This window comes from Paenibacillus sp. YN15, from assembly GCF_003285005.1.
Classification (GTDB): Bacteria; Bacillota; Bacilli; order Paenibacillales; family NBRC-103111; genus Paenibacillus_AR.
The window spans coordinates 1-11,041 of sequence record NZ_QMFA01000076.1 but is presented as its reverse complement, the minus strand read 5'-3'; the positions used below and the strand labels follow the sequence as shown (position 1 = coordinate 11,041).

The 11,041-nt window shown below is 55.0% G+C and carries 11 protein-coding genes and 1 pseudogene; 9 read left to right on the top strand and 3 right to left on the bottom strand.

Going from position 1 to position 11,041, the window contains the following annotated elements; translation table 11 throughout:
• Nucleotides 1-377: 377 nt before the first annotated feature.
• Nucleotides 378-1,079 (bottom strand): histidine phosphatase family protein, encoded by a 702-nt coding sequence (locus tag DQG13_RS29965; protein WP_113023870.1) that lies wholly within the window; start codon nt 1,077-1,079, stop codon nt 378-380.
• A gap of 151 nt (nt 1,080-1,230) precedes the next feature.
• On the bottom strand, nt 1,231-1,965 hold the full coding sequence (locus DQG13_RS29960) for a glycosyltransferase family 39 protein (RefSeq protein ID WP_113023869.1): 735 nt from the start codon (nt 1,963-1,965) through the stop codon (nt 1,231-1,233).
• A 182-nt stretch (nt 1,966-2,147) separates the two neighbouring features.
• Here DQG13_RS29960 and DQG13_RS29955 point away from each other — a divergent pair, with 182 nt between their 5' ends.
• Nucleotides 2,148-3,131 carry a helix-turn-helix transcriptional regulator gene (locus tag DQG13_RS29955; RefSeq protein ID WP_113023868.1) on the top strand — a complete coding sequence of 328 codons (984 nt, stop codon included), beginning with the start codon at nt 2,148-2,150 and terminating at the stop codon, nt 3,129-3,131.
• 72 nt (nt 3,132-3,203) lie between these two features.
• Here DQG13_RS29955 and mraY read toward each other — a convergent pair whose 3' ends face one another.
• Nucleotides 3,204-4,160 (bottom strand): phospho-N-acetylmuramoyl-pentapeptide-transferase, encoded by a 957-nt coding sequence (gene mraY, locus DQG13_RS29950; RefSeq protein WP_113023867.1) that lies wholly within the window; start codon nt 4,158-4,160, stop codon nt 3,204-3,206.
• A gap of 174 nt (nt 4,161-4,334) precedes the next feature.
• On the opposite strand from mraY, the gene DQG13_RS29945 reads away from it, so the two are divergent.
• From DQG13_RS29945 to DQG13_RS29910, 8 genes and pseudogenes are all read left to right on the top strand, one after another.
• Nucleotides 4,335-4,784, top strand: coding sequence for a Dps family protein (locus tag DQG13_RS29945; protein WP_113023866.1), 450 nt, complete (start codon nt 4,335-4,337; stop codon nt 4,782-4,784).
• Between the two features lie 217 nt (nt 4,785-5,001).
• Nucleotides 5,002-7,878 carry a PA14 domain-containing protein gene (locus DQG13_RS29940; RefSeq protein WP_113023865.1) on the top strand — a complete coding sequence of 959 codons (2,877 nt, stop codon included), beginning with the start codon at nt 5,002-5,004 and terminating at the stop codon, nt 7,876-7,878.
• Between the two features lie 139 nt (nt 7,879-8,017).
• On the top strand, nt 8,018-8,455 hold the full coding sequence (locus DQG13_RS29935) for a Dps family protein (RefSeq protein WP_113023864.1): 438 nt from the start codon (nt 8,018-8,020) through the stop codon (nt 8,453-8,455).
• Nucleotides 8,456-8,598: 143 nt separating this feature from the next.
• Nucleotides 8,599-9,045, top strand: coding sequence for a flavodoxin (locus DQG13_RS29930; RefSeq protein ID WP_113023863.1), 447 nt, complete (start codon nt 8,599-8,601; stop codon nt 9,043-9,045).
• Nucleotides 9,046-9,068: 23 nt separating this feature from the next.
• Nucleotides 9,069-9,398 carry an antibiotic biosynthesis monooxygenase family protein gene (locus tag DQG13_RS29925; RefSeq protein ID WP_113023862.1) on the top strand — a complete coding sequence of 110 codons (330 nt, stop codon included), beginning with the start codon at nt 9,069-9,071 and terminating at the stop codon, nt 9,396-9,398.
• Nucleotides 9,399-9,554: 156 nt separating this feature from the next.
• The gene (locus DQG13_RS29920; RefSeq protein ID WP_113023861.1) at nt 9,555-10,019 is read left to right on the top strand and encodes a Fur family transcriptional regulator; all 465 of its coding nucleotides are present in this window, start codon (nt 9,555-9,557) and stop codon (nt 10,017-10,019) included.
• A complete protein-coding gene (locus tag DQG13_RS29915) occupies nt 10,012-10,581 on the top strand; it encodes a nitroreductase family protein (protein ID WP_113023860.1) in 570 nt (189 codons plus the stop codon). The genes DQG13_RS29920 and DQG13_RS29915 overlap by 8 nt, the downstream gene beginning before the upstream one ends.
• A 183-nt stretch (nt 10,582-10,764) precedes the next feature.
• Nucleotides 10,765-11,041 (top strand): annotated as a pseudogene (locus DQG13_RS29910) (Rpn family recombination-promoting nuclease/putative transposase); the annotation flags it as partial.

Sequence of the window (11,041 nt, the reverse complement as noted above, 5' to 3'; positions counted from 1 at the left end):
TTGGAGCATGCCAAAAACGAAGGTGCGACAGCGGCGCTTGACAGGTTTCGTTCATATCAGCGGAACTCCGCGACGCTTATGGGGAGGGAAAGGCTCACTGAAGCTCAATTTGCCCCGTGTAAGGGTTAAATAGTTCCGTTACCAGCTCAAAAACCGTATTTTACCGCCATAAGGTCTCCTCAGTTCCGTCACGAAGGAGGGTGGAGTATCCGGACTACGCAACGGGGAAGAGCAGAGTGTCCGAAGTGATCGGAGTATCCGAATACGCAACGAAGAGGCGGAGCACTCGAAGGTCCCAGCGGCCTAAACGCTCAGGGGACAGTCGCCCATCTGCCAAAACGGCCGGGACGCTGATTGTGTCCCGACCGCCATGCATATCAATCAAAGTTGGCGATAATCCCCCGCGGCCGTACCGGCAGCCCCGCTTCGTAGAGATGGGAGACGTCGCCGAAGCCGATGCAGCGGGGGGTGGCCCATTCCTGGGAGCGTTCGTCGAACAGAATGGTGGTCACCGAACTGGGCGGCATCCAGAATCCTGCCCACACCAGAGACAGAGGAATCTCCAGCAGATGGGCCAGCCAGGTCAGCCCGAATCCCCCGTGGCAGAAAACGGCCACCCGGTCTTGGGTTTTCTTCAGTATCCGATAACGTCCGCCTACCCGCTCAAAGCCTTGACGCTTCAGGAACTCGTCGGAGAAGGCTTGCAGCTTTTCAAAGGTTTCCCGGCTGGGGGTGCCTTGGTAATAGGAGATTTCATGCCAGTTCTCGGCGGTGGGCATCCGTTCGCCGGAGCGGATCACTTCTCCGGGCAGGTCCCAATGGGACAGCCGGCCATAGGGAGTTTCCTCCAGCTTCAGACTAAGCTCCTGGGTCCACTCCTCCACCTCGTGGGTCATTCCCAAAGCCTCGGCCGTGTACCGCATGGTATCCTGAGCTCTGCCCATAGGGGAGGCGTAGATCCGGTCCAGGCCATGGGACGCCAGACGTTTGGCCAGCGCCTGCGCCTCCAGATGCCCTTCCGGGGTAATGGTATTGTTGGGATAATCGGGGTCCGCATGGCGGATTATGTATAGCCGCATAGTTATTCTCCGTTCTGTCATGGCATTGGCTTACAGGGTCAGCCGGACGGATCAACCTGGCCTCTTAAGCCCTGTCCGCTGCTCTCATTATAATCGCCTTGCCTGAAAATTTGAAGCCATGCCGAGCCTCAATCAGCGGCAGCCCATCCGGTTAAAGCCACGCGGCGCAAAGCACAGCCGTACAAACCGCCACCATAAGGGCATATTGCAGGAACCTGCGGCTGGTCAAATAACATTGCATCCCCGCAACCGAGGCGAACAAAAACCCGTATGCCACCAGAAAAGGATGAAGGGCCATGCCTACGCCCAATCCGCAGCCATAGGCGATGGACCGCCTGGGAGTGGCCTGTTCATTGGCAAAAAACGACACCGCACAGTATACCAGAAGAATCGTCATGCAGGTGTACAGGGATTCGCTGTTGAAGCCGGATGAGGATTGGATAATAGCCGGATGAAGGTAGTACAGGCTTCCTGCTGCCAGAGCCAGCCAAGGCTGGTTCACCAATAGGCGAATCACAGCCATCAGCAGAAGCAGCGATAGGGCATTCATACCGTTTTGCAGAATTTGAACGGCAAGCATAGGGGGTTCAGCCGCGGAGCCGAACAGACGGTAGCAGAGGGTGAGGAAGCGGGCATAACCTGCCGGAAGCGGAGCGTAAGCGGCGGCGGAGAGTCTGGCGGCTGTATGGCCGTCCGGCAGTCCGATGTTGGTTTCCAGCGGGAAACGGCTGCGGATTTCCCGGTCCACAAAGACCTCCGCAGGCGTGAGCCTGACTCCGGTGGCAGCCATTTGGCGGCTCCGGTTCCAGTCGGTCAGCTCCAGCCGCAGCACAGTGCCGAAGATGAGCAGCATAGCCGCCAGAATACTCAGGGTGACTTGTTTCATGGCTTGCCCTCCTCCTGCATATGCGTACTTCCTTGAGAACCGCCAAGGAGCCGTAGTTATTTTTCCACGGCATCCATGATTTATCCCGGGCGGTTTCCCGGAAGCTCCCCATCAGGCAGGGGCAATTGAAAAATTAGCCACAACAGAGTAAGATGAAAGGAGAATCCGGCCGGAGGTTGTTTATGTCAGAAGAGATGTCTTATACGACAGAGGAGATTGCGAAGCTGCTTCGGGTCTCCAAGCTTACTGTTTATGATTTGATCAAAAAGGGCGAGCTGCCGTCCTACCGTGTCGGCAAGCAGATGCGCGTGGACGCCTCCGATCTGGAGGCGTACAAGTCCAGAGCCAAGGGCGGCCGGGTCCGTCCGGCCGCAGCCGTTTCTCCAGCGGAGGAAGCCCCCCACCTGGCGGCTGTTTCCCCCATGGTGATGGCGCCGGCTCCAGGCTTAAGCTCTGCGGTAAAGCCCTTGGTCATTACCGGGCAGGATACCATTCTGGATATTCTGGCCAAATATATCGAAAAGCAGAACAGGAGCGTAAGGCCGCTCCGTTCCTTTGTAGGCAGTATGGACAGTCTAGTGTCCATGTACCACGGGGAAGCGGATATCGTCAGCACCCATCTGTTTGACGGGGATACGGGGGAATACAATATTCCTTATATCCGCAGACTGCTTATGGGCTATTCTTACGTGGTGGTCAACATTGCCTACCGGAACGCCGGTCTGTATGTAGCCAAGGGCAATCCCAAGGGAATTGCAACCTGGGAGGATCTGAACCGTTCCGATGTGCGGATTGTCAACCGGGAGAAGGGCTCAGGCGCCCGTGTGCTGCTGGACGAGCAGCTGCGCCTGAAGGGGATTTCCCGTTACGCGCTGACGGGGTATGAAACCGAGGAATCCAGCCATCTGGGCGTGGCCGGCAAGGTGGCCGCCGGACAAGCCGATGCCGGAGTGGGGATTGAAAAAGCCGCAGCGATGGTCAACGTGGATTTTGTCCCATTGATCCGGGAGCGGTATGATCTGGTGATGATCAAGAAGCCGGCCAATCTGGAATGGATCGAGACGGTCCTGGGCATCCTCCGTTCCGAGGCGTTTAAGAACGAGCTGTCCCTGATCCGCGGCTATGATCTGTCCCTGACCGGCACCATCGTATGGGAAACGGAATAATAAAACGCAAAAAGAGGCGGAAACCGGATTGCTCCAGGTTCAGCCTCTTTTTTTGCGCGGTGCCCATTTTTGTTAATGCAGGAAAACATACCAGTACAGCCAGCTCAGGAAGGCGGAGGCCCAGGAGATGAAGCCGAACACCATGACGATCTTATTTTCCGACCATCCGTATTTCAGGCTGAAGTGATAGTGGACCGGCGCCATGCGGAAGAGGCGCAGCTTGGTTTTTTTGTAATACCAGACCTGAAGGATGACCGAAATCTGCTCCGCCAGATACACGGAGAACAGAACGGGAATCAGGATTTCCACCTTTTCCAGAACGGCCAGAAAGGATAAGGAGCCGCCGATGGCAAGGGAGCCGGTGTCTCCCATAAAGGCCCTTGCCGGGTAAAGGTTGTAGATCAGAAGGCCCAGGAGGCATCCGATCATGACCAGGGAGAACATCTTCACCTCCGTATGGTCGGAAATCAGGAAGAAAAAGAAGTATGTGGGAATGGAAACATTAATCAAGAGACCGTCCAGCCCGTCGGTGAAATTGATGGCGTTGGCGGTTCCGACGATAAACAGCATCATGACGCCCAGGTAAAGCAGCAGGGGAAATCCAATGGATATCGTCCTGGTCAGATTCAGCTCCGGACTGGCGTTGAAGAACCTCAGCAGCAGATACAAAAGCGCCGTAGTAAAGGCGAATTGGAACACCAGCTTGGTTTTCCCGGAGATGCCGTTGGGGTCCTGGAAAGCGGCTTTTTTGAAATCGTCGGCAAATCCGATCAGGCTGAACAACAGGAAAGTGCCGCCCAGGAAAATCACCAGCGGCCGCGGGTAGAAGCTGATGGAAACCGCCACCCCCACCAGGAGGATCATGCCTGCCATCAGAGGCGTTCCCCGTTTGGCCTGGTGGTCGGGGGGAAGCTCCGCACGGATCGGCTGGGTCAGCCGCAGCGTCCGCAAGCCCCAGATCAGGACGGGAGTAAATAAGGTCACCAGCAAAAACGAGAAGGTAGACAGGCTTAAGAGGGAAGCAGCCATGGATATGCTCTCCTTTGGGATTTCTCTATCCTTTTGATCAAGATGTATATGCAGTGGATAGGACAAATATACCGATATTCCCAGTCAAATGCAATGGCTGTGCATAGAACCCGGAGACAGGGGCATTCTCATTAGGTGAGAACGCAAAAAGCCAAATCCATACAGGAGGCCCATATGGCACAACAAACAGTCGTCAGCGTAACGGAAGCATTGAATAAGCAAATTTCCAACTGGAGCGTCCTTTATATCAAGCTTCATCATTACCACTGGTTCGTCAAAGGGGGGCAGTTCTTCACCCTTCATGCCAAGTTCGAGGAGCTGTATGGCGAGGCGGCCCAATACATCGACGATCTGGCGGAAAGAGTGCTGGCTATCGGCGGCAAGCCGCTGTCCACCATGAAGGACTATCTGGCCCATTCCACGGTCAAGGAAGCGGCGGGCAATGAAAACGCGGAAGCGATGGTCCAAGCGCTTACGGCCGATTTTGGGACGGTGATCGGGGAGCTGCAGGAAGGCATCAAGGCTGCGGAAGCGGCCGGGGATGAGAGCACCGTGGATATGTTCATTGGAATGCATACCGCCTTGGAGAAGCATGTGTGGATGCTGAAGTCCTTTTTGGGATAAATTCGGATGTTATAATGAACAGCCCCTTCGTTATGAAAGTGGGCTTAACGAGAGAGAAGAGATGGCCGGGAAATGGTCCCGGCGTCTCTTTTTTTGCATTTCATGGAAAGGATATAATAGGCTTGTGTTCGACAAGAACAGATCGAATCCCTCATAATTCATCAAGATTCGACACTAAATCGACACAGATCATGTTCATCTCCAGGAGGGTATTCATTTGAGCAAAAGACGCCTGATCATCGCAGTTGTCCTGTTGGCTTTGTTGGGCACACCGTTTCAGCCTGTCGCCAAAGCCGCCGGAACCGTAACGCCCGGAATCCAAGGAAGCTGGGATGGGGTAACGGACAAGGCCACATTGGAAGGAGCTTACATCGACCCGTTTCAGCAGGAAATCCCCTTCGGCATTCGTTCCTATTTCACCGTCCCCTGGAGAAGCTATATGGATACCTGGGACAGCCGCCGTTATCTGGACACTGTAGGCGTCGTGTTCAACAATATCAAGCAGGAGGAGGCAGCGGCTACGGCAGCGGTTATGGCTGAAGCCGGCATTACCTCCGCCCGCCTGGAGATTGGCTGGTCCAATCTGGATTACAATGACGAAACCAAGATTAAGGCCGTTTACCGGGAAGCCTTCCGGGCCCAGTTGACGGCATTGAGGAACAATCATATCCGTCCCCTTATTCTCCTGAACATGAACTCGGGTATGCCGAGCCCCAACGTGGAGGTGAAAACGGCCGTTACCCAAAAGGCAGCCAAGGGCGACCGGGTCATCTATTTGGATAAAACGGCGGGCATCAAGCCCCTATACACCGGTCTAAAAGGAATGGGGCCGGCCATGTTCCCGATTATTACTGCCGTGGATGCAGCCACAGGCCAATGCACCTTATCCGCTCCTCTCCCCAATGACGTGCCCAAAGGGGCGATTTCCCTGGTGAAGCTGAAGTACCAGCCTTTTTCCGGTCCGGTGTTTAAGGATGGCACCCCCAATCCCGCCTCCCGGGAGACCCTGGACGGCTGGCTCCGGTACATCAAGACGGTGGCCGAGATTGTCCGGGAGGATTTGGGCACCGCCGGCCAGCCCGATGCCGGTTTTGATTTTGAGGTGTACAACGAATATACCTTCGGCTACCACTACATGTACATGGACAACTATTACGAGCCGAAGCGGGGCTTCGCCCAGGAGATGACCTACAGCAAGGACGGCAAATCCGTCACCGGCATCGAGGTTCTGTTGCCCATCACTGCCGATTTTGTCTCCGATCCGGCCAACGGATTGCCGGGGGTCCGGGTGATCAGCGGCTTCTCCAACCAGCGGCCCCACGATAACGGAACCAGCATCTGGCCCAATCAGGCGGGTTACAGCCGCCATTATTACACCGGCTACGATCCGGTAAAATCCATTATCGGTCCGGGCTCCGCCTCATCGTATACGTCGTCCAGCAAAATCTATTACAACGCCCTGGGACGGCTGGATGGGGTTCGCAAACCCGCCAATATCAATGAATCCATACCGGGCAGCTATTTTATCCCCAATCATGTCATGACCATGCCAGAGGAATGGACGTATCTGTATACCACCGAATCCATGATCCGTGACCTGACTCCGTTCCCCGGACCGTGGCAGGACCACTTCCGCTATGCCAGCCCCGGCAACGGCAAAACGGCGGAGCTGTGGATGACGGAAACCAACTATTACCGGCTGCCCTTCGCCCAAAAGCTCATGGAGCAGTCCAAGGTCGCCGCCGCGGACCAGCAGCTGTCCAACGTGATGATGGAAACCGGGGCCAAGGCGCTGTCCCGCCTGTATACCTTCTATGCCCACAAGGGTGTTGAAACCATTACCGCCTATAATATCCGCAACCAGGACAATTGCTTCGGCATTCTGCCGGAGGGCTTCTTCGAAGAGCTGAAGAAGAATAACTACCAGCTAAACGATGCTGTCCGCTCCAAGATCGGTCCGCAAATAGCGGTGCTGAAGAATATCGCCAATCTGATGAAAACCGGCCAGCCCATTGATACGGCCCGTCCGCTGTCGGTGACCAGGCTGACGGAATACAAGCCGCAGCTGGTGTTTGCCGGCGACGGGACCGCGGAGCATCCCAGCCGGTACAACCGGGATGACTTCGCCATTCTGCCGTATCAGCTGGCCGATAATAAATTCGCTTTGGCGTATTACGTCATGACCCGCGACATTACCCGCTCCTATGACGAAACCAAAGGGCCTCTGGACCCGGCGCGCTATCAAATGCCGGAGCAGGAATACGAGATCAGCCTGGCCAATGTGGCTGGTCAGGGCGCCAAGATTTCCGCCTATGATCCGATGACGGACCAAGCCGTCCCGGCGCAGCTCCTGCGGGCGGATGCCAATTCCATGGTGGTCAAGGTGAAGGCGGCGGACTATCCCCGCTTCCTGATCATCGAGGAGGCCAAGCAGGGACCGCTGATCAGCGCTCCCATGCTTGCCAAAACCGCGGACGGAGCCCAACTGGGATTCTTCAGCAATGTGAGCGGCGTGGTTGAGGTGACCTATGGGCAGTATCCGGCACGCACTGCGGGAACGGTTACGGAAACCGTATATGCCGATGTGAAATTCGGCAAGCAAAGCGGGCAGAACGTGCTGGATTCCTTAAGCAATCTGACACCCTCCGGCATCGGTTCCTGGAAATGGACGGGGACGATTGTGCCGAAGTATACGGAGCGTTATTCCTTCACCGCTCACAGCGACAATCTGAATGAAACCAAGCTTAAGATCAACGGGCAGGAAATCAACGTAGGCGGGCCGGTGGGAGCGGCCATCAACCTGAAGGCGGGAGAACCCTACCAGATTGAGCTTTCCTTCCTGAACCGCTACAACTCCCAGCATTATGTGAACCTGTATTGGTCAAGCCTAAGCCAGGAGCGGACCATCGTCTCCTTGCAGCCTCTTCCCGAAAGCGTCATAACCCTTCCGGTGAAGGCGGGGGAATATGTGAATCTCCCCATCAAGGGTATGGAGGTGGGCGACGGGGTAAAAATCAGGCTGATAGGGGAAACCGGCATTACCGCCAGATACCCCTTCTGGGATTATGACCGGACCGCTGTACTGTATAATTAAGCTTTGTCAAATGAAAGCGGCTGTAAAGCCGCTTTTTTTTGCTGTGAAACTATGAAAAAAGTTGGTAATTTGTAATATCTATTGAGAGGAGATATGCTTTAAAATGGATAGGAATACATATAACAAGGAGGATAATCGAATGAGTGTGGAATTGACTTCGGTACTGAACAAACAGATCGCCAACTGGGGAGTTCTGTTCGTAAAGCTGCACAACTTTCACTGGTATGTGAAGGGCACCCAATTTTTCACCCTGCACCTGAAATTTGAAGAGCTTTACAACGAAGCGGCGCTTCATATTGACGATCTGGCTGAGCGTGTGCTGGCCATCAAGGGCAAGCCGCTGGCAACCTTGAGCGATTATCTGGCCACTGCTTCCGTCAAGGAAGCCAAGGGCACGGAAACTGCAACTGAGCAAGTTGCCGCCATCATCGCCGACTTTGAAACTGTCATCGCCGAGCTGAAGGCAGGCATGAAGGTGGCCGAGGAAGCCGATGACGAAACTACCGGCGACCTGCTGCTGGCGATTCATACTTCTTTGGAGAAGCATGTTTGGATGCTGTCCTCCTTCCTGGGATAATTAGGGCAACGGCCAAATGGCACGGATCAGGGAACTTTCCTTGGTCTGTGCTATTTTTTTGCAAAAAATAAGGATTGACACCTATAATGATAATGAATATCATTATCATAACAAGATGTACATTCCTTCTGGAGGTCGAGACGATGAGCGGTATTGCGGTGGTTTATGCCAGCATGACAGGTAACACGGAGGATATGGCGATTCAGATTGTGAAGGGCATTAAGGAGGAAGGCTTCGAGCCTGTTGTGGAACGGGTGGATGATGTGAAGGCCTCCGATCTGGCCGGGTACGACGGCATTGTGCTGGGAGCATATACTTGGGGCGACGGCGAATTGCCGGATGAATTCCTGGATTATTTCGACGATCTGGACAGTGTGGATTTGACCGGCAAAAAAGCGGCTGTGTTCGGCTCCTGCGACTCCTCTTACTCCGAATACGGGGTAGCCGTGGACATTCTGATCGCTAAGCTGAAGGACCGCGGCGCAGAGGTTGTCCAGGAGGGCTTGAAGGTGGAGCTGACCCCCGGCAAGGCTGACAAGGAAAAATGTGTGGCCTTCGGCAAAAGCTTCGCACAAGCGCTTCGGGGTTAATAATCAGGGTAAGGGGTGCGCGCATGTTCGTAGAAATGAAGACCATTACGGTCAAGGAAGGTTTCGCCCAAACGGTTGCCGAGCGGTTCGGCAAACCTGGCGCGGTGGAGCAGATGCCGGGTTTTGTGGATCTCAGCGTGATGGTAAAGCGGGCCCGCCACGGCGAGGAGCAGGTGGTGGTCATGGTCCGCTGGGAGTCGGAGGAAGCCTGGAAGGGATGGGAGAAAAGCGACGTCCATATCCAGGGCCACCGCCAAAGTGCAAAGCAAGGCCGGCCTGATTACATCATCGCCTCAAGCCATGATACATACCAGGTCAGCGTACTGAAGCCCGCCGCGCCGGCAGCGCTTTAGTTAAATGCGCCGCAAGCCTCTCCAAGAGAGCAAACCTCCGGATGTCCTCCGGAGGTTTTTTGGCGCGGTTGCGGAAATTTCCCCTCAACCTTGACGTTTCTTGCGTTTTCCTTCACTATTAGAAGGAAGAAGGAAGCGACGCAACGGGGGATAGCGATGTCCGAATCCATAACAACGGAAGAAATGCTGCGGAAGATGAGTACAGGCGGTCTCCGCGTGACAGAGCAGCGCAAGAGCCTGGCCCAGCTGTTTGCCGAGGCCAGCGGTTATCTTACGCCCAAGGATGTGTATGAATCCATGCGCCAGAAGTATCCCGGGGTCAGCTTTGACACGGTGTACCGCAATTTGCGCATCTTAAGCGAAATGGGCGTTCTGGAGCAGTTTTATTTTTTGGAGGGCGGCTTGAAATTCAAGGCCAATTGCCAGCATCATCATCATCACCATTTGATCTGCACCCAATGCGAGAAGACCTTTTCCATGGATTTCTGTCCGATGACGCATCTGGGGGAAGGGCCGGAGGGCTTTCAGATCAGCGGGCACCGGTTTGAAATTTACGGCACCTGCAAGGAATGCCGGGAGAATCCGGCGCCGGAGGAAGAGGAGCGTGAACGGCATGATTGAGGAATTGATCCTGAGGAACAGGACGTACCGCCGGTTTTATGAGGATACGCCCATTGCTGAAGAACAGCTGAAGGCTTGGATTGATCTGGCCCGGCATACCTCGTCGGGAGGGAATCTGCAGCCGCTGAAATATATTCTTTCCGCGGACAAAGAGAAGAACGGGCTGATTTTTCCCCATTTGCGCTGGGCGGGTTATCTCCGGGACTGGCCGGGACCGGCGGAGGGGGAACGTCCCTCTGCATATATCGTCATGCTGCTGGATAAGAATATCAGCTCCAATCCGTCCTGGGATCATGGCCTGGCATGCCAGAGCATTCTGCTGGGAGCGGTGGAGAAGGGCTTCGGCGGCTGCATGTTCGGGGCCATCGACCGCAAGGGGCTGGCTCAGGCCCTGAATATTCCCGAGCAGTATGAGATTCTTCTGGTTATGGCACTGGGCAAGCCGAAGGAAACGGTTGTGCTGGAGGAGCTTGCCGATCCGAAGAATGTGAAGTATTGGCGGGACGAGCAGGGTGTCCATCATGTGCCCAAACGGAAGCTGGAGGATTTGATTCTGCCTTAGCTATGGACGGGCGCTGCCAGTCATGTTATGCTAATGGCATATATAAGGTTGCGGACGCAAAGCATGCGCCGATTGTTCCTCATTAAGGGGAGCAGTCGGCGCTTTTGTGTTTGTTTGAGAACAGAAAGAGGGTGCCAACATGAAGCGAAATCGTTCCCCATCCCATGACGAAGCTNTGCCAACATGAAGCGAAATCGTTCCCCATCCCATGACGAAGCTTTGAAAAAGCTCCTGCAGACCTTTTTTGCCGAGTTTTTGGAGCTGTTTTTACCGGAGGTGGCTGAACAATTGGACCACCGGGAAACCCGTTTCCTGCAGCAGGAGCTGCTGGTGGATGTGGTGGGCGGCGAATCCAGGGAGCTGGATCTGCTGCTGGCTACCCGCTTCCGGGGTACGGATGCCTACGTGCTTGTCCATTTTGAGCCGCAATCCTACCGCGAAGCGGACTTTCACGAGCGGA

What these genes read in the sequence shown, in the direction of transcription:
- DQG13_RS29965 (WP_113023870.1), bottom strand. Translation starts at nt 1,079, where the DNA reads ATGCGGCTATACATAATCCGCCATGCGGACCCCGATTATCCCAACAAT.
- DQG13_RS29960 (WP_113023869.1), bottom strand. Translation starts at nt 1,965, where the DNA reads ATGAAACAAGTCACCCTGAGTATTCTGGCGGCTATGCTGCTCATCTTC.
- DQG13_RS29955 (WP_113023868.1), top strand. Translation starts at nt 2,148, where the DNA reads ATGTCAGAAGAGATGTCTTATACGACAGAGGAGATTGCGAAGCTGCTT.
- mraY (WP_113023867.1), bottom strand. Translation starts at nt 4,160, where the DNA reads ATGGCTGCTTCCCTCTTAAGCCTGTCTACCTTCTCGTTTTTGCTGGTG.
- DQG13_RS29945 (WP_113023866.1), top strand. Translation starts at nt 4,335, where the DNA reads ATGGCACAACAAACAGTCGTCAGCGTAACGGAAGCATTGAATAAGCAA.
- DQG13_RS29935 (WP_113023864.1), top strand. Translation starts at nt 8,018, where the DNA reads ATGAGTGTGGAATTGACTTCGGTACTGAACAAACAGATCGCCAACTGG.
- DQG13_RS29930 (WP_113023863.1), top strand. Translation starts at nt 8,599, where the DNA reads ATGAGCGGTATTGCGGTGGTTTATGCCAGCATGACAGGTAACACGGAG.
- DQG13_RS29925 (WP_113023862.1), top strand. Translation starts at nt 9,069, where the DNA reads ATGTTCGTAGAAATGAAGACCATTACGGTCAAGGAAGGTTTCGCCCAA.
- DQG13_RS29920 (WP_113023861.1), top strand. Translation starts at nt 9,555, where the DNA reads ATGTCCGAATCCATAACAACGGAAGAAATGCTGCGGAAGATGAGTACA.
- DQG13_RS29915 (WP_113023860.1), top strand. Translation starts at nt 10,012, where the DNA reads ATGATTGAGGAATTGATCCTGAGGAACAGGACGTACCGCCGGTTTTAT.